We start from the raw sequence: 23,626 nt of genomic DNA, 5'->3' as shown, positions 1-23,626 counted from the left end.
GTGTGCTCAGGCACCAACCTGCCCGATGCTTCCCAGCGGCGCAGTGTCGTAATGGACACGCCCAGCGCCTTGGCGGCCTCACCGATGCTTGCCAAGCTTTTCATATTGGAAAGTATCGACAAGTTATGAATAGATTTCAAGCGAACTGCTTAAGCCCCCTTTGCCGGAGACGCGTCGGCCGGATAATCCCTGGCCCCAGTCACCCCAGGTTCATCAGCAGACCTACGCCTTGCAGGAGGGGGGAGAGGAGGCCTTCAGCCTCAACGTGTCTGCCTTTCTCGACCAGGATCAGGACGGCAGGGTGGACGCCCTGGAACTGGAACGTGTGGAGTGGGAACGAGATGATCAGGGGCGCCGTACCGACAAGATCGTGCTCGAGGCCGGTATTGTCATGCCCACCGAGCGGGTGCTGATCGCCATCGGCTTCGAGGGGCCACAGGCCGCACCACTGAACGATGAGCGATTGACACTGACCCGGCGCCACACCCTGCAGACGGACGAACGCAAGATGACCCCGGTCCCCGGTGTCTTCGTGGCCGGCGATGCCAGCCGGGGCCAGTCCCTGGTGGTCTGGGCCATCGGGGAGGGGCGCGATGCAGCACGCCAGATCGACCTGTGGCTGATGGGGACCTCACGCCTGCCCGCAAGCCTGCAGACCCCGTATCCACCCCTGCCGCCCAGGGGGCTTTAGGCCGAGGGAAAAGCCCTCGTTGCAAGGTGCCTTCAGCGGTGAGGGTTTCGGTTGCCTGACCAACAGGGTTGTCGGCTTCCATCCCATGAGGACGGACTCACTGGATACCTCCTATCGTCACAGTGCCCAGGTCACCTTCCGCCCGGTTGAGCCTGTCTTCCTGCGAGGCCAGTTGTCACAGAACGATTTTGTCGACGAGCACGGCCATCGGGACCGTGGCCTGGAGTTCATGGTGCAGGTGAACGTGGCCCTGGGAGCCCATGGCGCGCACCGTTTCTGATCAGAGTGGTAAGGGCTGCCGTGACGGAACGCCCGCCCAATGCCGCGCCCATGAGATCCATACAACCATCCCTGAGGGAGTTTTCATGTCACTTCATAAGGCGCGCAGCTGGATCGACCGCCTGCTGACCGCGATTGCGCTGGTCCTGCTCACCATGCTGGTGCTGTGGCCTGTGCAGGCGGCGGCTGGCCTGAATATCGTGGCCACCACCTCCAGCCTTGGTGTATTGGCACGAGAGATCGGCGGTGATGAGACGGAGGTACGCGTACTCGCACCACCGGATCGCGATGCCCATTACCTGGATGCCCGGCCCAGTTTCATGGCGGCGCTGCGACGTGCCGACATGCTGCTGGAGATGGGGGCCGGGCTGGAAGATGGATGGTTGCCTGCGGCCCAGCGTGGTGCCGGCAACCCGGACATCAATTCAGGTCGCCCCGGCCACTTCCGCGCGGCGGACATGATCGAACTGCGCCGCTCGATCACCCTGGACGGGCCCAATCTCGGCCACATGCACGCGGAGGGCAACCCCCACTTTCAGGGGGATCCATTGCGCCTGGCGGATGTGGCCCTGGCACTGGCTGAACGCATGGGGCAGTTGCGCTCCGATCAGGCGGACGTCTTCCTGGAGCGGGCGCAAACGGTTGCCTCGCGACTGCGGGAACATGCCCACTTGCTGGCCGAGCAGGTGGAACCGCAGCAGCGCATCGTGCTTTATCATGAAGACCTCGACTATCTGCAGGAATGGTTGCCCGTCGAGGTGGTGGGTTACCTGGAGCCGGCCCCGGGCATCCCGCCGAGCGCGCGGCATCTTCAGACTCTGGTGGCCGATCTCAAGGGTACCGAAGGCACAGTGCTTTATGCCATCTTCCAGCCTGAACGCGGTGCCCGCTTCCTGGAGCGTCATCTGGACTGGCCATCCCATGCGGTCCCGCTGGATCCCCCCGCCGATGGGGGTCTTGACGGCTATCTGGCACTCATGACGATCTGGGCTGAAGCGCTGATCCAGCGCTAACTCTCATGCATCTCGGCGGTGAAGCACCCCTGATGATGAAAGATACATTACGAGCCCCTCTCCCCTCAGGGGAGAGGGGGTGGGGTGAGGGCCGGTACAGTGCCTCCCCCACCCCCTCATCCCCAGCCCTTCTCCCCCAAGGGGGAGAGCTTCCGTAGCTGAACCTGGGTGCTTTCACGTTAAATATCCGCATGCCCCTGCTCAAACCGGAGCCCTGATGCCTTTGGAGTCCCCCCAGCCCATTCTCACGGTGCATGCCGCCCGCTTGGGGTTCGACCGGCCCGTGCTGGGCCCTTTGTCCCTGACGGTGCCGTCGGGAGGGCGCTGGGCCCTGACGGGACCCAACGGTGCCGGGAAGTCGCTCCTGCTCAAGGGCCTGACAGGTCAGGCCCGCCTGCATGCCGGTCGCCTGCAACTCGCCCCCGGCACGCGGGTGAGTCTGCTGGCGCAGGATCATCCACGGCCCCATCTCTGGCCAATGTCGGGACGGGACTGGTTTCGCGCCATGGGGGCGGACACTCCCCGGCAGGCATCCGTACAGGCGCTGATAGGGCGACGTCTCGATCGTTTGAGTGGCGGTCAATGGCAGTTGTTGCGCCTGGCTGCGGCGCTGTCCATCCACGCGGACTGCCCGGCGTCGAAATGGCTGGTCCTGCTGGATGAGCCCGCCAATCATCTGGACGCCGAAGTGCGCAATGATGCCATTGAACTGATCGCCGGGCTTGCCGATGAATCCACGTTGCTGATGACCAGCCACGACGGTGACTTACTGAAGATGGTGGGTGTTGAAGATCACCCGCTTCTGGGCTACGTCGATGCCGAGTGATTTGCTGTTGGTACCCTTTCTGGCTGGTCTGCTGGTCACTTTCGCAGAGGAGACGATAAGGTTGACGATAAGGTTTATTTGTCAAGGATGCCCTGTTGGTCGTTGGACTTCAATATGGGTAAGCATTCTCATTTAAAGCAGATTATTCCCCCGGTGAGGGGGCCAGGGCATGATTTGAGCCCTGTGCATTGGAACTACTTGGTCAAGATCAGCTTTCCTTTGCTGGTGAGTCGCAAGGTGTAGATCTCCCCCATATGCTCGATGTGCAACTGACGTCTTCCTTGCAACAGGCGTCGACTGGACAGCAGATTTTTATCGCCGGGGTATACCTCCTCATCGACCAGCGCTTCCTGTGCGTGGTCGGCATCGGGCGTGGCCGGATACTTGGGTTTGTGCTCGTTCATGGGATACTCTCGCGAACGTTTTGACAGCGTTTAGTGCCCGCCGGTACTCGCCGTCGCCAGTCAACCTAAGCATGGTGGCACAATTGTTTTTGATAATCATTCTTTTTTTCAAAATCAATCAGGTCAGGCTTGAGAAATTTTTATGTGCTTCCATGGACTTGAGCGTGGCGGATTGATTCAGGGCATCGTGGCGAATGCGCAGCCAACCGTGGATCGAGGAGACGAGAAGGTTCATCTGCCAAGGATGCCGCCCTGTGGGTCGTTGGGCTCTAACATAGGTGAGCATTAGGATCATATTGCCTGCCAGGCCTCCATGGCCGCAGTAGTCAGTTCCGCCGCGAGATTGTTGCCCCAGAAGATGCCTTCTGTAGTGAGGATCAGGCAATTAGATGCCAAGGGCGTGAGCAATCCCTGGGCCACGCGTTCGGCGCATACGGAGGCCACGGGTGTCCGGCAGGGTGCTGGCAGGCGGCCAATGTCCACCTGTCCGAACTGGATACCGCCGATAAAGTGATACAAGTCCGAGTAGGGATGATGGGTGGCCAGCCCTTGGCGGTCGCCCGGGTTATCCACTGCCTGTGCGTAGGCCTCGGTTGCCAGGGGATTCATCAGCATCATGCCGCCCAGCCGACCACCGGCACCCGCCCCCAGGGGCAGCGTGTCGCCACCCTGGTAGCGCAGATTCACATAGCGGTAGCGGTCCCGACCAGGGCGCGCCAGCTTGGTCAGTTCCAGCAGCTGAAAATCATGATCCTGGGCGTGTTCCATGATTTGCCGGAACAGGCCCCATTCTCGATGCAGGCTTTCCGCTGATTGTGATATCCACCCGGGATGCTGGTGGGCCAGCCGACTCTTGTCGCGCACCATGAGTGCATAAAAGGAAAACCCGGACAGATCCAGTTCGGCTATCCTGTCAAGATCCGCCGCCAGATCGTCGGGTGTCTGCCCCGGGTAGTGGTAGATCAGGTCCATGCCCAGGTTGTCCAGCCCCAGGGCCCGGTAACGGCGGATGCGTTCGGCAATCCATTGTCCGTTGCCGCTGCGGCCCAGCAGGCTGCGCCCGGTTTCATCGAAGGTCTGCACGCCCAGGCTCACCCGATTCACCCCGGATCTCATGCAGGCCAGGAGTTTTTCCTCGGTGAGTTCCGTGACGCTGCTCTCCAGGGTGATTTCCACATCATGGGTGAGATGAAAGTGATGCTTCAGGCCTGTGAGGATGCGCTCAAGGGCCGAGGCACTGAGCGTACTGGGCGTGCCACCACCAAAATAGATGGCGCCGTAGCGTCCCCCGGCCACATAGGGGTAGCGGGCCAGGGCTTCCATGTCGCGCAGGAGGAGATCGGTATAGGCCTCGTCCGGGGCGCCCTTCATGCGCCGCATGTTGCAGAAATGGCAGATCTTGCGGCAGAAGGGGATGTGCACGTAAATGGCCCGCGGCGCCCCATTGGGCTCGCAACCCTCCAGATGTTCACCCAGCGTCACGGCACCCGCCGAGAGTCCGTGCAAAGGGGCCAGGGCGTCGTGGTGACTCCTGAGTCGTTTCTCGTAATGGACCGGGGGATGTCCGGTGTTTCGGTGGTCGTGGGGTGTGGCTTGGGGAGATCGCGTTGGGTGGGTCATCATGGCAAGGACTCCAGCTCGCAATGGGGTTTGGAGGCGCCATACCGCAACCGCACCCAGGGGCACTGGGTGTGTGTGTCCGTTTCCACCACGCAGTCGACACCCCAGACCCGGCGGATGGTGGCGGGCACAAGGACATCCCGCGGGGCACCACTGTCCGCGACGCGACCGCCCTCGAGGATCGTGATGCGATCGGCAAAGGCGGCGGCCAGATTCAGGTCGTGCAGCACAACCAGAATGGCGCGCCCCCTGGCGGCGTCGGTTCGCAGCAACTCCATGAGTCGCAGCTGATGACGGACGTCCAGCGCCGAGGTGGGTTCGTCCAGCAGCAGCACCCCCGGGCGCTGTGGGCCGGTTTCATACACCTGGGCCATGACCCGGGCCATTTGCACCCGCTGGCGTTCGCCGCCGGACAGGCTGCGATAATCCCGGCCGGAGAGATGCAGCACTCCGGCCCGTTTCAGGCATTCGTGCACAATGGGGGTATCCTGTTCCGGGGTGCGGTGGGGCAGGCGGCCCATTTTCGCCACCTCCCAGGCGGTCAGCGGGAAGGTGACCACCGCCTCTTGGGGCAGCACGGCCCGACAGCGGGCCAGGGCGTTGGGGCACCAGTCATCCAGGGGCCGTCCCGACCAGGTCACTTGGCCGTGGTTCTGCCTGGTTTCGCCCGCCAGCACCGACAGCAGGGTGCTCTTGCCGGCACCATTGGGGCCCACCAAGGCATGGACGTTGCCCGGTTCCAGATCCAGGTTGGCCCTGTCCACCAGGGTGCGGCCCTGGCGTTCCACCCACAGATCCCGGACCTGGATGCCGGTACAGGATGACCCTGAAGACGGCGTGGTCGGGACCTGGCCAGCCGTCAGGCGCCAGGATGCAGGCAGGGGCCATCGCCCATGAAGGATCGAGGCGATCATCCCAGCCTCCCTTGCTGACGCATCAACAACCACAAAAAGAAGGGTCCGCCCAGCAGCGCGGTCAAAAGCCCGATGGGCAATTCCGCCGGAGAAACGATCACCCGGGCCAGGGCATCGGCCAGCAGCAGCAACAGGGCGCCGCCCAGGGCCGAGGCGGGCAGCAGATAGCGGTGGTCCGGGCCAATGGTCAGGCGCAGCAGATGGGGAACCACCAGTCCCACGAAACCGATGATGCCGGCGATGGCCACTGAAGCGCCCACTGCCAGGGCGGCGGTGATCACCACCAGGGTCTTGATGCGATGCACCGGGAAACCCAGATGGGTGGCCACGGATTCGCCGAGCATGAGGCCATTGAGGGCGCGGGCAATGAAGGGCAGGGCGGCCAGGGCCAGCATCACGAAGCCAGCACTGACCGCCCACAAGGTCCACCCGGCATGGGCGAGGGAGCCCATGTTCCAGAAGGTCAGGGTGCGCAGTTGCTGATCATCGGCCATGTAGACCAGCATCCCGGTGGCGGCGCCGGCAATGGCATTGATGGCAATGCCGCCGAGCAGCAGGGTGGCCACCGAGGTATGCCCACCTCGACTCGCCAGGCGATAGACCAGCCAGGTGGTGGCCAGGCCACCGGCAAAGGCCGCCAGGGGCAGCGCCAGCACCCCCAGGGGCAGAACCAGGGGGGCCAGCACCGTGGTGCCCAGCACGATCACCGCCACGGCCCCCAGGGCCGCACCGGCCGACACGCCGATCAGGCCGGGGTCGGCCAGGGGGTTACGGAACAGCCCCTGCAGGGCCACGCCGCTCATGGCGAGCGCAGCGCCCACGGTGATGGCCACCAACACCCGTGGCAGCCGGAGATTGAAGATCACCTCGTGGAGGAAGGGATCGTCCAGTTGCCCGGTGAGGATGCGCAGTACATCCCAGGGCGTCATGGCCACGGCACCGGTGGTGAGTCCGAGCATGGCGGCGAGGATCACCGCCGGGATCAGCGCCAGTGTCACCAGGCGCGCACGGGCGGACCGGGAGCCTTCTGGGTTCACGGTCGGGCCGGGCCGCACCCATTCGGGAGCCACGGCACTCATGCGTGCCCGATGCCCACGGGGTGGCCGGCCAGGTCCCGGTTCAGGAAGCGACTGACATCCAGCACGGCCTCCCCCAGTCGGGGACCAAAGCCCAGCAGGAACAGGGTGTCGCCCACATACTGGGGCACCCGGGACAGCGAACCGCCAAAGTCTGCCGCCGCCTCTCCGGAGATGATCAGGGCATCCGGTCGCCGGGCCATGACGCCTTCCCGGGACACGGGCCGATAACCGGAATAATCCTGGAATACGTTCTCGCCCCCACACAGGCGCGCCAGGGCATCCGCCTTGGTGTCGCGACCGGCGGCCACGGCATTACCCTGGCCATGGGCCATGAGCAGCACCAGCCGGGGCGGACGGCCCAGATCGGCCTGGATCTTCCGGGCCTCGTCCAGATCCGCCTCCACGGAGCGAATGATTTCCATGGCGCGGGCCTCGGCACCCAGCCAGCACCCCAGGGTGGCCACCCGCTTTTTGAAGCCATTGAGGCTGGGTTCCCCGGACACGGTGAGCAGCTTGACCCCCGCCCCGGCTACGCGCTCCAGGGTCGTGCCTGGGCCGGCGCTGCCGTCATGGATCAGGACATCAGGCCGCAAGGAGAGGATGCTCTCAGACGTGAGCGTGTGCTGGTAGCCCACTTTGGGCAATGCATTGGCAGGCTTCGGATAGGTGCTGGTGGTATCCGCGCCTAGAATCTGGTCGCCGGCCCCTAGGGCGAAGATAGTTTCGGTCAGTCCTCCGCCGATGGACACTAGACCTCCATCTACACGCATATCGTGTTCCACGCATATATCGTGTTTTGCGTAGGCTGTTCCGGCCGTCAGCGGTCTAAATGCGATCCCCAGAGCACCACCTCCGAGCCAGCGCAATAGGTCACGACGATGCACGGCAAGGCTCCTGGCCAGCGAGGTGCCGGGCAGTTGTGTGATTCAGGGCAGTTGGGCAATGAATAAGAGTGATGACCGCCATGTGCGTTGTCTCCCGTTAAGGTACGTGACTCGTTCAGAATCGGTAACTGGCTTGGACTTTCACGTTGCGGCCGGGGTCATTGATGGCCGCGAGGTGAGGGCGATAGGTCTTGTCGGTGACGTTGTCGACGCCGAAATCCAGTCGCAGGCGCTCGCCTGCAGCTTCTGGCTGCAGGGTCAGGAAGAGATCCGTGAGGGTGTAACCGTCAGTGGACTCGGTGCCATCGGGGACGCGATCTTGGGACCAGGAGCGGGTCAGACGTCCACCCAGGGTGAGCTGTCCATCCATGATATGGATGCCACCTTCCAGGCTTAGACTGTCCGCGGGGATGCCGGAGAGCGGTTCCCCGTCGGTGCGGTTATCTCCGCGTATCCGACCGGCGTTCATGGCCACGAAGTAGTCGGGGTTCAGATACTGGAATTCCAGTTCCTGGCCGCGCAGACGGGCGTCCTGAACGTTTTCGAAGTAGGTGCGCCCGCCGGGAATGGGAGGGCCGAACGTGGGCATTTCCATTTCCACCCGCTGGTCAATGAAGTCCTCCACATCGTTCTGGTAAATAGACAGTCGGGCTCGCACCTGATCCTGTGCCTGCCAGATCCCCTGCCCGTGGTAGCTCAGTCCCAGTTCCTTGTTGCGAGCCTTCTCGGGCTTGAGGTCGGGGTTGGGCTCAAAGAAGTTGTTGCCAAAATGCACCCCGCCCACATAGAGGTTGGTCAGGGATGGCGCGCGGAAGGCCTCCGAATAGCCACCGAACAGATCCCAGCCCGGGGCCACCATGAAGGTGGCCGTCAACTGCCCTGACCATTCCGATTCGGTGATGGAGGGCTGATCATCGGCATCCTTGTGGAAGCGATCGTAGCGCAGGCCCGGAGAGACCTCCCAACGCTCACCGATCAGGATGCGGTCTGTGATGAACACACCGGTGGTGTCCTGGCGGGCGTCGGGATACTGGGGCCGCCGGTCTCCATCACGCCGTCCCCGCTGACGGTCCCGGTAGTGTTCCAGTCCGACGAGCAACTCGTGATCCACCGCGCCGGTGCGCAGCCAGGTGGTATTGGTCATGTCCAGGCCCACGGTGCGCAGCCGGGTCTCGTCGTACCGCTCGGTGTCGACCCGTGTTTCCTCCAGTTCCACCTGGTTGCCGTAAACGGTGGCGTCCAGGTTCACCCAGTCGTTGTCCGGGGTGAACTGGTAGCGCAGGGTCTGGGTGCGGCTGTCGGTACGGCGATCCACGATGATGCCGGCCGAGCCACCGCCGGTACCCGAGGCCGTGGCATTGGAAGGGATCTCATGGTCATCACGGAATCCCTGCAGGCTCAGGGTGAGCCGATGGTACGGTGCGGGACGCAGCGTGCCCTTGATCAGCCCGGAAGCGATGTCATCGCCGGTGAAACGGATGGTGTCGCCATCGCCGTCCTCCAGGTCGGATTGATCCCGCTGGAGTATGCTGCCGAGCCAGGAGCCCCGCTCACCCTGTCCGGCCACGATGGCCGACAGCAGTTGCTGGCTGCCCTGATCCTGGTAACCCGCAGTGATGCGGCCGCCGAAGGCATCGTCTCCCAGGAAATTCTCCGGGTCGCGGGTGCGGAAGTTCACCACGCCGCCCAGGGCACCCGAGCCGTACAGGCTGGAGGCTGGTCCGCGCAGCACCTCGGCCTGCTCCAGCAGAAACGGATCCAGGAACGCCCGGCCCTTGTGACCGGAAGCAAAATTCTGACGTGCGCCATCCACCCGGATGACCACCCGCTCGCCACCGAGACCGCGGATCACGGGTTGCAGAGCGGTGGTACGGGGGCCGCCGCTGGTATCCACGCCCGGCATGCGATTCAGCACGTCCGCCAAGTCCGTTGCCTGATCCCGGTTCAGGGTGGCCCTGTCACGCACGGCGACGGGTGCCCCCAGTTGATCCAGAGCCGTCGGCACCCGGGTGGACTCCACCATGATGGTGGGCAGGGTGAGTGAGGCCACCTGTTCGTGATCAGGCCGGGTGTCGGCGTGTGCGGGCAATGCCAGCGTCAAGGAGGCGGCAATGACAGGAACGGTATAGCGGTGTTGCGGCATGAAAGCCCTCCAGGCGATGGGCGCGGGGTCGCGGGTTGCTTGTGGTACAAGCGGCCTGGCTGGCTACCTGACCCGGGAGGGTCGTTGGCGGGCTGGGCAAATCTTCAATTAATGATAATTATTATCATTACGATGTCAAGGTGTCAGGGGCTCGGCGTGAGAATCTTTGCTCGGATCCGGATCAAGTCGTGAGTGATCCAGATCCACGGCGGCGAAGGCCTTGCCCAGTGAATTGTCTTCATCGATCACACGCTCGATCAGGCAAGCCACGTCTGTCCGGGTGATCATCCCGTGTATGGTGGGCTTGGTGGAGAGGATAGCCCGGCCGGTGGCTGGCGCAGATAGCAGGCCGCCCGGGCGAATGATGGTGTAGGGGAGGCCGGAGGTGCGCAGGGAGTCCTCGGCGCGGGTCTTGGCCTCGACCACATCCCCGAAGGCAGTGATGGCCTGCTCGGAGCGATAGGGCATCATCTCTCCACAGCCGATGGCGGTGACCAGCACCACGCGCTCGGGTGTATAGCGTCGAGCGATATCGATGACCGTTTGATTGCCGGTCTCGTCCACGTATGTGCCGTCGTCGAGTCTGCCGGCCAGCGTCGAAATGACGATCCCGCCAGTGCCCAGTGCCATGAAGGCACGTTCCACATCTCCTGAGCAGACCGCATCCCCCGGAATGATCTCGACACCCAGGGTCTTGAGAGGAGCGGGCTCGCTGTTGGGCCTTACCAATGCCAGCACGGACTGGTTGCGCCCACGCAAGCGGTAGGCCACTTCCAGTCCCACGCCCCGGGTGGCACCGAAGATCAGGACGGGTTTCATGCGGAGGCCTCCTGCTCGATGTGATCCAGGGCGGACAAGGTGTTTCTCAATCTGGAAAAGTGCTGGAGTTGATCCGGGCGTAGCTGGCGCTGTTCATCGCGACCGAGGAAGACCTTGAACATCCCTTCCCCCTCCGCGTTGTAGAACTGGATGGAGGCTGTCTCCATGCCCATGAAGGGGCGTTGCATGAACACGATGTGCTGACAGCGCTCGGGCCGAAGGTGGCCTGATAGTCCGGCCTTCCCCTGCAGGTTGTAGAAGCCATGGCCAGTGCTGCCGGAGGGAAACGGGCCCTTGAACTCCATGATGACGTCGGCGGTGTGCAGCACCGTGGTCATCTCTCCCCAAGAGGGTAGGGCGTACAGGACGTCGAGGTAGTGTCGTCCGCTGACCTCCGTCCAGTGGTTTTGAGGCAAACAGCGCACCACCTCCAGAAGGCTGAGGTTCTCCTCGTGGGCGATTTGCTCCAGTACGACGCCCGGCTCATCGGCGAGACGTTGGCGCAGGGTGTCGGATGGGTGCGGCTGGGGGGTGGATTGGGGCATGAGATCCTCCTTTGGAAACAAAATAATGCGAATAATTCCCATTTCTATCAGAGTTCATGGGCGCTCACAAGTGTTTTTGTTCCAGCACAATGCAACCGGCCATCTGCCATTCATGCGTGCTTGTCTCATGCGATGAATGATGTAAGAATGTGAACCATTCCCGTTTGCACCATCAGCCAGCCCGCAGCCAGCCACATGCAACGGTTACCCATGTGATCCCACGGCGAGGATCACATCCCCCGTAACCCTGGCTTGACGGAAACGCAACGATGCCTGCTGCTGGCTCTCCTGCCGTTCATCTCCCAAGACGACGCCCCACGGCGCCCGTTACTCGAGTCGGCGCTGTATGACCATGCTCAGTGCATCCTGCCAGCAGCGGGAATCCGTGCGTCCGGTGGTTACCTGTTGGCTCCGCTTGATTGGGCTGCTGGCGCTTTGCCTATGCGGGGGCAGCGCGTTCGCCCAGGTGGACTACGCTGAACCGCGGCATCTGTCCCCATCGGACTACGGCCAGTGGGAAAGCATCGGAGGCTTCCGTCTCTCGCCCGATGGGAAGTGGTTCACGCATCTGGTCCGGCGCGTGGATGGGCAGGTTCGGGTGGTTCTGGCCCCTACGGATGGGCAAGCCGCTCCGCGAGAGTTTGAACAGGCCTCGGGCTTCCGTTTCACGGACGATAGTCGCTGGTTCATCGCCCGGGAGCCCTCGGAGGAGGGTAGTGGCTCCCAAATGGTGGTCGTGAACCTGCGGGATGGCAGCGTCCATCACCACGCACACATCAGCAGCTACATACTGGCACCCCGCGTTGGCGTGGTGCTGGGCAACGTACCAGCGCAACGGCGGGACGGAGATCGACCTGCCCTGGAACTTCTGCATCTGGATTCAGGGGAGCGCATCCGGATCGATCATGGCAGGCAAGCCACACTCTCCCCGGATGGGCGCCGGGCGGCACTATTGACCCAGCCGCCCAAGGGCAATCAGCGCCTGATCGTGGCCGACCTGCAAACCCTGGAGATTCAGGAGGTTGGCCAGGCAGGGCAATTCGATTCCAGGCCCTTGTGGCACCCGGAGGGTGATCGACTGGCGTTGGTCCAGCGCGATGGTGAGTCATCGGGGGCAGCGGGACTGGCGGTCTATGCAGCGGGCGATGATGTCGGTCTGTTGCACGAACTCGATCAGCGCTGGGAGGCCCTTTGTCCGGCACATTCCTGCGTGCTGGGCGAGCGGATTCGCGGCGTGGGGCGTCTGCGTTGGGCGGATGGCGGCGGTCGGTTGATCTTCGCCGTGGGGGCGGGGAATGACACCGGGAATGAGGCCCTGCCCGAGGGGCTGGATATCTGGCACTGGCGCGATGACCCCCTGCCCCCACGAAGACAGCGACAGCGCGACGATGCCGCGCCACTCACGGTGGCGGCCTGGTCTCCGGAACAGGACAGCGTGACCGTCCTCGCCCGGATGGGTCCCCATCGCAGTGTTCGCCTGTTGCCGGGTGAGCGGCATCTTCTCATTCAGGATGCCCGACCGTACCTGCCGCATTTTCGCGAGCGCTGGCATGATTTTAATGTGGTGGATGTCACTGATGGCGCGACATCCACGGTGGTGAAGCGACAGGAGGATGTCACCGCCTCGGCCACGGGGCGTTACCTGCTGTATTTCCGGGATGATCAGTGGTGGACGCGGGACCTGCAGACCGGCCGGGTGGTATCGCTCACCCGCGACCTGGAGGTGGAGTTCAACGACTACACCCGCGTGAGCGGCCGCGAGCAGGATGAGCCCTTTGGTCATGGTCAGTGGGCGGTTGGCGATCGCTGGGTACTGCTCTATTCACGTTTTGATGTCTACCGGGCCAGCCCCGATGGGGAGCGGGTGGAACGTCTCACCCAGGGACGCGAGCACCGGATCCGGTTCCGCGAGCACCGTCTGGATTGGCATGCGGACCCGCCGGACGAGACCTCCGCGCTCTATTTTTCGGCTTTCAATGAGCAGGACAAGTCTCATGGGTACTTGCGCCATGAGCCGGATGAGGGTGCCCGGTGGCTGATCAATCAGCCCCGCCGTCTGCAGTTCCTGCAAAAGGCCGATGCAGCGGATGCGTTCGTGGTGATGGCGGAGAGCGCGACCGAGTCTCCCAACTTTCATTTCACTGACGACGACTTTCGCACCCTGAGACGGGTCACGAACACCAATCCGCAACAATCGGCATATCACTGGGCGGGTGACGAACTGCTTCATTACGAGAGCGAGCGCGGTCAACCCCTTCAGGGCAGGCTGCTTTATCCGGCCGGCTACGAGCCGGGCCGGCGCTACCCCATGGTCGTGCTCATCTACGAGGATCGCTCCGACAATCTGCACAGTTATCACCCGCCCAGACTGAGCGGACTCTTCAACCAACGGGTCCTCTCGGTTGAAGGGTATTTCGTGCTGGAACCGGATATCACCTACGAACTGAATCGACCAGGTCTGTCCGCCATGGAGAGCATCCGTCCCGCGGTCCAGACAGCACTGGATACGGGGATGATCGATCCCGATGCCGTGGCACTGGTGGGCCATTCCTGGGGTGGCTATCAGACCGCTTTTGCCATCACCCAGACCGACCTGTTCAGCGCGGCCATCGCGGCTGCCCCGGTCACCAACCTGGTCAGCCAGTACAACGCCGTTTATCGGCGAACCGGTCGACCCAATGCCAATATCTTCGAAACCGGTCAGGGTCGGTTGACCTCATTGTTCTGGGAAACCCCGGGGCCATACCTGGAGAATTCGCCGGTTTTCCACGCCCATCGCGCCACCACGCCGTTGCTGATGGTTTTCGGCACCGATGATGACGTTGTGGATTTCAGCCAGGGGGTGGAGTTGTACAACGTCATGCGCCGATCCCGGCGACCGGTGGTCATGCTGGCCTATGAGGGGGAGGGCCACAGTTTCCGCGATCAAGACAATCGCGAGGACGCCACCCGTCGGAAGTTGCAATGGCTGGATCACCACCTCAAGGGCGCCGAAGGGCAGCCCTGGATGAACGGGGCGAATCAGTTCATGCCAGCGACCCTGCGGCAGGCCGCCGCGTATGTGGATTCGGCAGGATCGGACACGGACACGCCGTGAGCAAGCGGCGACTTTGACTGGATTTGGTAATTAGAACAGCAATCGGAAGCACTGGCTTAATCATGCGTATTCATTTTATGTGGAGTGATCAATATGTTTTGGCGTAAAACGGTATTTTTACTGATACCCGTGCTTGTGCTGTCTTTGACGGGTTGTCTTGGAGGTGGCTCCTCCTCGTCCAGTGATGGATCTGCCTGGGTTGAAGTGTCTGGACTGGTGACCGATCCCCCCATCGAGGGTGCGGCGGTGCGCCTGGTGGATGCCCAGGGTGATGCCCTGTCCACGGTGGAGCAGACTGATGATCAGGGCCTGTTCACCCTGATGATCGAGTCCGATCAGGCCGGTGAGGCTCACCGTATCGAGGCCCGGGGCGGTGTGGATGTGCGCACCGGGCATGTCCTGGGGAACCTGACGCTGAGTGCGCCCCATGATGGTTCAGGGGAGCGGGCCGTGGTCTCGCCGTTGACCACATTGGTGGATCGGCGAATGCAGGAGATAGGCATGTCTCGAGAGCAGGCGGTGGGCCATGTGGCCGAAAGGCTGGCCCTGGATGAGGCGTCGGTGATGGCGGACCCTGCCGAGGATGCCGCGGCGCAGCGAGCCAGTCTGTTGATCACCGAGATCCTGATGGCACTGGAAGGGCAGGATGATCGGTGGGAACGGCTGGAGAGCGAGATACGGTCAATGTCTCCTGGCCGACTGAACCAGGCAGCGTCAACCCTGGCCCTGGATCAGCAACTGCCGCATGCATCACAAACCAGGCTGACCAAAATTGCTGAGCAAGCCGAAACCTTGCTGGATCTGGATCCGGCAGAGTCGAATGCCGAGGGAATGATCAAGGCTCAGGGATTGGCAAGCCTGCGCAGCGGACTGGAGGGTTATTTTGAGTTGGCTGGCAAGGAAGTGAATCCGGACCACGTGGATCCCCTTTCTCGAGCCCTGTGGGAAGGCATGGGCGAGCGCAGTGTGCCGGCGGGTAGCTCGGCCCTGCTGAACATCGCCCGCTACGTGTTCCAGGTGCATGCCATGCCGGAGGACCTCTTGGATCCTGAGGCCAACCTGCCATTGGCTGATATTCGGCACGATCTGATCCTGCGTGACCTGGCTGCCCAGCGGGTGATCGATCACACCATCCCTCTGGCCCGCGGCGAAACCCTGGGCATGGATAACGATGCCAGGGCCGCTTACTTTTTCCGTTCCGACCTGTCGCCCACCCATCAGACCGAGCGTCTGTTCGTCGGGGTGCTGGATGACGGTGCACTCGATCCCATGTACCGGGCGAACGCCCGTAATCTGGCTGCGGCGGGCCTGCTGCAAGAGGCTGAACTGACCCTTCAGGCCAGCATCTTCCAGCCCACCGAGCGGGCCCTGGCCCAGCAACAGGTGGCTCGGGCGTTACGCGGGGCCAATGATCCGGATCAGGCCGTCGAGTACTGGATGGCGTCCATTGATACCTACGAAACTGCACTGAGGGAAGGCAAGGGTATCAGCAATCTGGATGGTGACGACGCCAGTTTCTTCCAGTCCCTCAATAGCGATCTGCTCAGTGCCGGGTACAGGGACGAAGCCGATCAAGCACTCCTGGCCGTGCGGGAGTTCATCGACTCCCAGCAAGGGGAACCCTACACTACCGCTTTTGGCCGCATCCTTGTCGCCCTGAGAAATGGAACTTCCGCCGCCGTGGAGGCCGCCGAGGAGGCGGGGCTGTCGGGTTCAGCACACAACGATGCCCTGAATGCGGTGGGCTTCTTCCAGGAGGTCACCCTGGGCGCCGGACAGCAATATCGGGACGGACAACCGCTGGATGGTCGCTGCGAGGCCATGAAGACCCTGATGGTCACCACCTACGCCGATTTCTATCGTCGCCTGGGCGACGATGAGGGAATGGAACGGGCAATCGGTGATTTTCGGCGCCTGGCCACTACCGATTGCAACCTCACCTACGGTGCCACCATGAGCCCTCGCATGGCGCCGATTTATGGTGAATTGGGAGACATCGACACCTACCTGGCATGGATTGAGAACCATGTCCGTCCGATCAACGATCGTAATGCGGACGCCGCCCAGGACAACGCCGTACTTTACCAGGCCGTTGATCGGGCGCTTGCAGGTGAAGTGCAGGAAGCCATTGAACACGTGGCAACTCAGGCCGACACCGCCCAGGACGCTATCACGCAACTGACCCAGGTGGGTACGGGAAGCCGTGATGCCGGCACACCTCATCTGGCCGTGCTGCTCTGGAGGCAGGGCGCAAACGAGGAAGCCTGGGATGTCATGAACGCGGCCTGGGAACTGGCCATGTCCGACGAGTACGTGGAACAGCGCTCATCCGGACGAAATTTCGTGGATCAGGGCTGTCGCAAGGTGGCGTTGATCCTGGATCGGATGGAACGTCCAGCGCTGGCACGCGAGCGTATGCAGGCCTGCCGGGAACACGCGGAATCGGTGTTTGATGCGGCCAGCCCGACCGACGATCGCCTCTGGATCGCCAAGTCCATGGCCGAGGGTTATCAGCAGTTGGCCATGTCGGGAAACGCGGAACTGATTGACCGTTTTCAGGCCTTGGGCGGCGTGCTGAGCGATCCTGTGGACCGTATCCGTCACCTCATGGAGGTGGCCTTGCTGCGCAGCAGCGGCGGTGATCCCGCCCGTGCCCTGAACACGCTGGATGATGCCGTGAGGGAGCTCGGCCAGATAGCTACCCCATCCAGTGACCAGGCGGTCATCAACCAGGCGTTGGACCTGGCGTCCTACATCCGCAGTGGCTCGGTGCGCAATTCCCTGACGGGGAGCTTTGTGCAGGTGGCTGAGGATCTTCGCCGTGCCATCACCGACTCCGATTGGGCCGATGTGACTCAGCAGGAGCAGGTGAATCTCGCCCGGGATCGGGTGCGCATGCTGGTGGAAGGGGATGACGCCCTGCCGGGCACCTGGCCGGGTTCGTTGGCGATGATCGATGCACTGGCGGCTTCCAATGACCGCACCACCCAGACCCATTCGGCGGTCCGCTGGCTTGCTTCTGCTCGTGGGTATGATCTGGCAAGGACGATCGCCCTGGATATCGAAGAGACGCCGGAACGCCATCGTCAATTGCTCAATATCGCCAATGCCATGAACGATGCCGATGACTTCCCGGGCATGGCTCTGGCGCGCTTTGACTTTGACGGGGATGGGCGTCCGGACTTCTTCAGTCCCGGCAGCAGCGAGGCGGAGCGTGCGGTGTCGGCACTGACGCTGGATGATGATATCGATGGTGACGGTATCCTCGATACCGAGGACCGCACACCCTATTGCGTGGGGTGTGATGCCTGATGTCCAGCAGTCAATCCCGTCTGATGACCGGGGGTCGGTGGAGGAGGACCCCCGGGTTTTTGTTGAGCGTCGCCGTATGTCTGGCCGTGTACGAGGTTCATGCAAACGAGGCGACCCATGCTGGCGCAACGAATGCGCACCTGGAGACCATCATGGTGCGTCCCATCGGGCAGACTCCGCTTGATGGGGAGCGCACGGCAGCGGGTCGCTATCGTTTTGATGCGCGCTATATCGAGCGTTTCGGTGGGCCCGATGGCAGCGTGGATGGTGTGCTGCGTCTGGTGCCTGGACTGCAGTTTGGCGAATCCGCCCTGACCACCGAGTCGCTACTGGATCTGAGGCCGGAATCCTTTTCGATTTCCGGCGGGCGTTTTTACGAGAACCAGTTTCTGCTCGATGGGATGAGCATCACCAATCGTCTGGATCCGGCATCCACCAATCCCAACGCCATCAGCGATGTGCCGGGGCATGAGCAGTCCCAGTTCATCGACAGTGCGCTGATCGGTGAGATCCGGGTGTTCGATAGCAACGTGCCGGCGGAATTCAGCCGCTTCACCGGTGGCGTGGTGGAGGTGGAGACCCGACGTGCGGGCATGGAGGCCGACGGGAGTGTTTCCTACAGCACGACCCGCAGCGATTGGGTGAGCTACCGCACGTTCACCCGCGACTGGGATCCGGACTCGGGCACCTTGCCTCCGGAGCCTCCTGGCACCCCGGAGTTCAGTCGAGATCGATTGTCCCTGAACTATGCAACGCCCGTGGGCGAGGCATCGGGCGTGGTGATCGGCCTGAGTCGGGCCCGCTCCAGCACCCCGCAGGTGACCCTGGGGCGCACTCGTTCACAGGAGCAGGAGAACACCAACCTGCTGTTGAAACTGACCACGCCCCTGGGTGATCGGGGATTGATCGATTGGAGCGTGGGTTATGCCCCCTATAGCAATGACCGTTTCATTGTGGATGCCAAGGATAGCGACTTCACCATCAAGGGCGGTGGCTACAGCAGCACCGGGAATCTGGAATACGCGGGAGATCGACTCGATCATCAATTCCGGGTGGGAGTCAATTACAGCGAAAACAGCCGTAGCGCACCCAAGGACTTCTTTAACTGGGCCAATACCCGGAGCATCGATTGGGGGCGCCGTGCCGATGTAGGTAACAGCCGTCAGGGCGGTTTTGGTGATCTGGATAAGGAACAGGGCAGTCTGTCCTTTCGCTGGATGGCGGAGACCATGGGGAACGATCTTGGGCAGGCCGAGGTACGCCATCGTTTCGGTGCCGAAGCCAACCATCAGCGTTATCGATTCCAGCGGGATGAGGATCTCTACGTTTATCAAAATCCGGTGATCAACAGCGAGGTACAGTGTCGCGGCAATCGCTACGACTGCCAGCAGCGTGAACAGTATTTCTCCACCCGAAGCGTGTATCCCGCCGATGACGTTGAGGTCTCCTTGAATGAAGCGGGTCTGTTTGGCGAGACCACGCTCAACTGGAGGCGGGTCACCGGTACGGTGGGCCTGCGTTACGACTATGACGACTTCCTGGGGAATCACGATATTGCCTACCGGACCCGGGGCAGCCTGGACGTGTTCGATGATGGCCGTACGGTGGTGCGGGCGGGGGCCAACCGCTATTACGGGGCTGCCTTGCTGACCTACAAGCTGCGGGAGGCGAGAGCACCATTCTTTCGTGAGTATCGTGGCACCACCCAGAACGTGGTTCGGGACTGGGAAGCGGACTCGGGTGAGGGCACTTTTCGCTATGTGTTCGAGGATCTGGACACCCCGTTCAGCGACGAGATCATGGTGGGTCTGAGGCAGGCCGTGCTGGGCGGTGTGTTCGATCTTCAATTGGTTCAGCGGGACAACCGGGATGAATTTGCCCGAACCACCACCGATACCCAACCCGACGGGTATCGCTATTACCTCATGAACAATGATGGTCACAGCCGATACCGGGGAGTGTCTGCTTCCTGGTACCGGGAGTTTGGTGAAACCTTGGTGGGGCTGCATCTGACCTATTCCGAAACCAGGACCAGCAATGCCGATTATGACGATCCGGTGGATGCCACCGGTTCGGGGCAGTATGTGTCCTACCGGGGTGAGCGGATCCGCTATGGCGAGCTGGATATTCTGCGGGAGGACTTTGCCCGCCCGGTGGTCGCCAATCTAAGTCTTTCAAGACATTTTGGGGAACGGATCCGTGCGGATCTGAATACCCGATATCGTGGCCGTCAATTCGTCATTACCCGCACGGGTCGGGTAGTGGATGGAGAGCTGGTGGAACTGCCCAGTGGCGAAAGGGTGTTCGAGCAGCTTGATGAGTACGAACGTGAAAGTCGGCCCGTCACTTTCATCACGGACCTGAGCCTGAGTTACTCCCAGCCGATGCCAAGGTCCACGGCGCTCACGGCGCAGGTTCAGGTCAATAACCTCTTCAATGAGCGAACCCACACTGTGCCCTCGGGGCAGAGCGGTGTGGAGATCGGTCGACATTACTGGGTGAGCCTGAAATATGACTTTTGAGATCTCGAGTCACCGAAACGGCCATTTCCATCTGGCAGGAGGCATGTGCATGTCACGATTCACTGTAGCTGTTCTAGCCGGCTTTCTGTCCTTGCTGGTCATCCTGCTAGTGGCTGGCTGTGGTGGAGGCGGCAGTTCTTCGAGCGATGATCCTACACCGTCCTCGCAAGTGAATGGTCTGGTAACTGATCCACCCATTGAGGGGGCGGCGGTGTGGCTGTTGGAAGCGAATGGTGATGCGCTTTCTGAAATCGTTCGTTCCGACGAGCATGGGCGTTTCCAATTGACTATTTCGGGAGACACTGTTCCTGGCGATGCCCGCTTGATGGCCCGAGGTGGGGTGGATACGAAGACAGGCCACGATTTCCAGGGGCTTCAGCTAAGCGCACCATGGATGGGCCTGGACAGGCCGGTCATTTCGCCGTTGACCACCTTGGTGGATAACGTTTATCGGCAAGATGGTTTGGCATTGCAGGCGGTGGTGGAGGACGTGGCCAGTCTGCTTGATTTACCCCCTTCAGGGGTGATGAATGATCCGGCGCAAGACGCGCAAGTTCAGCGTGCCAGCCTGCTGCTGACAGAGCTATGGTTGGCCCTGCGCGGCATCGATGACCCAATGGAGCAGATTGCTACTTCGTTGCGCTACGCCCAAGGTGATTTCGCAAAAACTGCCCGGTATCTGGCTGATGGCGGCATCGTGGATCTACCCGACACGATTAAGGATCGGTTAGAAGGTGTGGAGTCCATAGCCCTCGCTTTGCGGGGTGATTCGGTCAGCACGGCCCAAGAGGTGATCGACGCCTTGGCTCAGCAGAACATCGAGCATGGACTGGCCCGCTTCTTCGATAATCAGTTGGGTTTTGAGCCGCACAATCAGACCGAACGCGATAATCTGCGTAGCCTGGCGCATGCCGTATGGCTGGCGGCTGAGAGAAGAGGCATGCCAGCTAACAGTCCTGGTGTCTTCAACGTGGCGCGTTACCTTGGTAAGACCTATCAAGTTGGCATTGAGGCTCTGGAAAACCCAGAGTTTCAGGTGCCTGAAGGGCTGACAACAGATCAGACTATCGCGAGTCTGGCCGCCTCCAGGGTTCTGGATCATACAGTACCACTTGCTGAAGCCGAAGTGCTGGGAATGGACAACCAGGCCAGGGTGGAATACTTCCTCCGTTCTGATTTGTCCCCCTATGAGCGGGCCGAGCGCCTATTTGACGGTGTGTTCGCCGATAACGTGCTTGATCCGGTGTTCGCCAGCATTGCGCAGGGTATGGCCGCCGCTGGCTTGTTCGAGGAGGCCGATCTGGTTCTCCGGGCTCAGATCTTTCAGCCCACCAAGCGAGCAGAAGCGTTCCGCCGCACAGGTCGGGAGTTTTTCCGGAACGGGGAGGAGACACGCGCCCTTGAATACTGGGATGAAGCCAGCGGGATTCAGCAGCAGCAATTGGAGGCCCTGGGCCTTGCCAACCTGACCGGAGCCGATGCCAGGTTCTACCGGTCCTTAAGCGACGATTTCCTCGCCGCTGGGTATCCGGATCGGGCGGAGGCCAGCATCGCGCCATTGCTCGACTATGTGAACCAGTTCGGGGGGGCCGGTCAACCCTGGACCGGCAACTACTTCAATCTGACCACGGCTCTCCTCAACCAAGCCGAGGAACGGGTGGAATTGGCAGCGGAAGCGGGTATGACTGGTTCCTCCTATGAGCAGGCGGTCGCTGCTACCCACTTGTTGCGACGTTGGGTGGATGACATGGGTTCACCTCAGCCTGGACCAACTTCCTGCAGGCTGATCCAGAGCCAATATACCGCCCGATACGCGGCCCTTTATTCCCATTTGGGGCTGCGTGACCAGGCACTTGCGGGTATCGATGCCTTTGAAGATCTGATGGTTGCCACCTGCGGCAATCAGACCAATGCTTTCTCCCGTTTCTATGTGGACATCATCGCGCCCGCCTACGGAGCTTTGGGGTTGACCGCGCGCTTCGAGCAACTACTCCAAGATGAGGTGGAGCCATATCCCATGTACAGTGCCGCGGCGCGCACGGCAGCCAATGAGATCGCGGTGTTTTTCGCAGTTGAGGCGGCTCTTCAAGGGGGAGCACAAGCTGCGCTGGATGAGATGAACGACCGCATTACATCGCCTCGGGATCGGGCCAGCTACCTGATCTACCGTAGCCAGGGCTTGAGTACCGATGGACGCAATCTGGCCGTGCGACTGGCCGACGAGGGAATGCTTCAGGCTGCCCGCGAAGTGGCGGATGCCGGGTGGCAGCTGTCCACGTCAGCCGCCTTTATCGAGGATTCGGATGACTTTGACGAGGAATCCTGGCGGGATGCGATCGGCTATGTGCCACCTCCGGGGTCATCACCCGATAATGCGCGCACCGAGATCAACCGCTTGCTGCGCAATGGATGTCATGCCGCTGCCCTGGTGACCGATGAGCTGGGGGAAACGGCCAAGGCGCGACAACGCATGGCCGAGTGCTGGTCACTGGCACAGGAAATGTACCGCGGCGCCTCAACAATGCTGTGGGCAGAAGCCGCATGGTTGCTGGCCGATGGCCACCTTGCCCTGGATATGGATGGGGCCGGAGTCGTTAACGCCTTGCGTCAGCAGGCTCGGGTGATCGACTCAAATGATTCAAGGAGCCAGCAATTCCGGAGGGTCGCGGATCTGCAGAGCCGCGGTGGCATGTCCGAACAGGCACTGGCGACTCTGGATGATGAGGTGATGGCCGCGCTTCAAGCCATGGCTGACCAGGCCTCCGATGAAGACAGCTTGATTACAGTGATGAGAGAGACGGAGGCGGTAGCGAAAGCCTATCTTGAGGTTGCTTTGGAGCAACGGGCCCGTCTGCATCGGGAGGGCCATCTCAGTGGCTTTAGTCAGGAGCACGTCGTCAAAGCTCGAGAAGGGGCGCATCGGGTGCTGCTGGGAGACTCATCCAACGCGGCATGGGCCTGGAACGGCTATCAGGGGTTGATTGAGCGTCTCAACAGTCCCACCCAGCAGGATCGCGGCTGGCGGGAAGGCGTCAAATTGCTGGGAGCTGCGGGGGAATTCGATCTGGCGATTGCCTGGGCCGAGACGGCCACGCAGGATCCGGAGCGCTGGCGCCGGCTGACCCAGGTTGCGGAAGCGCTCACCGAATGGGACGACTTCCCGGAGACCGATCTGGCCCGCTTCGATTTCGACGGTGATGGTCGCCCGGACTTCTTCAATCCTCGGTACGCCGAGAGCGAATGGATGATGTCGCCCCTGCAACTGGACGACGACATTGACGGTGATGGGATCCCGGACACACAGGATCTCACTCCGTACTGCCCCGGTTGCATGGATGTGGGCTCGATGTCCCGGCGTTAATCCGTCAGGGGCAGGAGGCGGCTTCATCCTTCTGCCCCTGATGTCTCTGTATGACTCGTTTGCACAGCCAGCCATCGCCAGCCAGTTGCAACGCTCCGCTTTCGGTCAATACCCGTT

General features: G+C 61.9%; 16 protein-coding genes and 1 pseudogene. 8 read left to right on the top strand and 9 right to left on the bottom strand.

The genetic code is table 11. The features are described from left to right. Positions 1 to 104 (bottom strand): MerR family DNA-binding transcriptional regulator (locus BMY52_RS13050; RefSeq protein WP_143050485.1); only part of this gene is annotated, 104 nt, incomplete at its 3' end. 161 nt (positions 105 to 265) lie between these two features. Here BMY52_RS13050 and BMY52_RS13045 point away from each other — a divergent pair. The 4 genes and pseudogenes from BMY52_RS13045 (at position 266) to BMY52_RS13030 (ending at position 2,809) form a co-directional block, all read left to right on the top strand. Next, positions 266 to 691: an FAD-dependent oxidoreductase gene (locus tag BMY52_RS13045; protein WP_425429241.1), complete on the top strand. Its 426-nt coding sequence runs from the start codon at positions 266 to 268 to the stop codon at positions 689 to 691. Next, positions 684 to 971 (top strand): annotated as a pseudogene (locus tag BMY52_RS16040) (zinc-regulated TonB-dependent outer membrane receptor); the annotation flags it as partial. The gene BMY52_RS13045 and the pseudogene BMY52_RS16040, both read left to right, overlap by 8 nt. An 85-nt stretch (positions 972 to 1,056) precedes the next feature. Next, on the top strand, positions 1,057 to 1,983 hold the full coding sequence (locus BMY52_RS13035; RefSeq protein ID WP_090255116.1) for a metal ABC transporter substrate-binding protein: 927 nt from the start codon (positions 1,057 to 1,059) through the stop codon (positions 1,981 to 1,983). 217 nt (positions 1,984 to 2,200) lie between these two features. Further along, positions 2,201 to 2,809 (top strand): ATP-binding cassette domain-containing protein, encoded by a 609-nt coding sequence (locus BMY52_RS13030; protein WP_090255114.1) that lies wholly within the window; start codon positions 2,201 to 2,203, stop codon positions 2,807 to 2,809. A 194-nt stretch (positions 2,810 to 3,003) separates the two neighbouring features. Here the strand turns inward: BMY52_RS13030 and hemP are convergent, their stop codons facing one another. From hemP to hutX, 8 genes are all read right to left on the bottom strand, one after another. After that, on the bottom strand, positions 3,004 to 3,213 hold the full coding sequence (hemP, locus tag BMY52_RS13025; protein WP_090255112.1) for a hemin uptake protein HemP: 210 nt from the start codon (positions 3,211 to 3,213) through the stop codon (positions 3,004 to 3,006). Between the two features lie 291 nt (positions 3,214 to 3,504). Beyond that, positions 3,505 to 4,836 (bottom strand): coproporphyrinogen-III oxidase family protein, encoded by a 1,332-nt coding sequence (locus BMY52_RS13020; RefSeq protein WP_090255110.1) that lies wholly within the window; start codon positions 4,834 to 4,836, stop codon positions 3,505 to 3,507. Then, the gene (locus tag BMY52_RS13015; RefSeq protein ID WP_090255108.1) at positions 4,833 to 5,747 is read right to left on the bottom strand and encodes a heme ABC transporter ATP-binding protein; all 915 of its coding nucleotides are present in this window, start codon (positions 5,745 to 5,747) and stop codon (positions 4,833 to 4,835) included. The genes BMY52_RS13020 and BMY52_RS13015 overlap by 4 nt, the downstream gene beginning before the upstream one ends. Continuing rightward, on the bottom strand, positions 5,744 to 6,826 hold the full coding sequence (locus tag BMY52_RS13010; protein ID WP_090255106.1) for a FecCD family ABC transporter permease: 1,083 nt from the start codon (positions 6,824 to 6,826) through the stop codon (positions 5,744 to 5,746). The genes BMY52_RS13015 and BMY52_RS13010 overlap by 4 nt, the downstream gene beginning before the upstream one ends. After that, positions 6,823 to 7,596, bottom strand: a complete 774-nt coding sequence (locus BMY52_RS13005) for a heme/hemin ABC transporter substrate-binding protein (protein ID WP_090255104.1) — start codon at positions 7,594 to 7,596, stop codon at positions 6,823 to 6,825. Before BMY52_RS13005 ends, BMY52_RS13010 begins: the two co-directional genes overlap by 4 nt. A 229-nt stretch (positions 7,597 to 7,825) precedes the next feature. Further along, positions 7,826 to 9,853, bottom strand: a complete 2,028-nt coding sequence (locus BMY52_RS13000) for a TonB-dependent hemoglobin/transferrin/lactoferrin family receptor (protein ID WP_090255102.1) — start codon at positions 9,851 to 9,853, stop codon at positions 7,826 to 7,828. A gap of 135 nt (positions 9,854 to 9,988) precedes the next feature. Then, positions 9,989 to 10,672 carry an SDR family oxidoreductase gene (locus BMY52_RS12995; RefSeq protein WP_090255099.1) on the bottom strand — a complete coding sequence of 228 codons (684 nt, stop codon included), beginning with the start codon at positions 10,670 to 10,672 and terminating at the stop codon, positions 9,989 to 9,991. Then, positions 10,669 to 11,217: a heme utilization cystosolic carrier protein HutX gene (gene hutX / locus BMY52_RS12990; RefSeq protein ID WP_090255097.1), complete on the bottom strand. Its 549-nt coding sequence runs from the start codon at positions 11,215 to 11,217 to the stop codon at positions 10,669 to 10,671. The genes BMY52_RS12995 and hutX overlap by 4 nt, the downstream gene beginning before the upstream one ends. A 346-nt stretch (positions 11,218 to 11,563) precedes the next feature. Here hutX and BMY52_RS12985 point away from each other — a divergent pair, with 346 nt between their 5' ends. The 4 genes from BMY52_RS12985 (at position 11,564) to BMY52_RS12970 (ending at position 23,509) form a co-directional block, all read left to right on the top strand. Next, positions 11,564 to 14,314, top strand: coding sequence for a prolyl oligopeptidase family serine peptidase (locus BMY52_RS12985; protein ID WP_090255096.1), 2,751 nt, complete (start codon positions 11,564 to 11,566; stop codon positions 14,312 to 14,314). A gap of 216 nt (positions 14,315 to 14,530) precedes the next feature. After that, positions 14,531 to 17,626, top strand: coding sequence for a hypothetical protein (locus tag BMY52_RS12980; protein ID WP_143050484.1), 3,096 nt, complete (start codon positions 14,531 to 14,533; stop codon positions 17,624 to 17,626). Between the two features lie 62 nt (positions 17,627 to 17,688). Then, positions 17,689 to 20,148, top strand: a complete 2,460-nt coding sequence (locus BMY52_RS12975) for a TonB-dependent receptor plug domain-containing protein (RefSeq protein WP_090255092.1) — start codon at positions 17,689 to 17,691, stop codon at positions 20,146 to 20,148. Between the two features lie 49 nt (positions 20,149 to 20,197). After that, complete coding sequence (locus BMY52_RS12970; protein WP_143050482.1) at positions 20,198 to 23,509, top strand: hypothetical protein; 3,312 nt, start codon at positions 20,198 to 20,200, stop codon at positions 23,507 to 23,509. Positions 23,510 to 23,626 lie beyond the last annotated feature (117 nt).

Origin of the sequence: Ectothiorhodospira marina, assembly GCF_900109495.1 — a bacterium.
GTDB classification, from domain to species: Bacteria; Pseudomonadota; Gammaproteobacteria; order Ectothiorhodospirales; family Ectothiorhodospiraceae; genus Ectothiorhodospira; species Ectothiorhodospira marina.
Note: the sequence above shows the minus strand (reverse complement) of the source record. Positions and strands in the feature narration are given on the sequence as shown.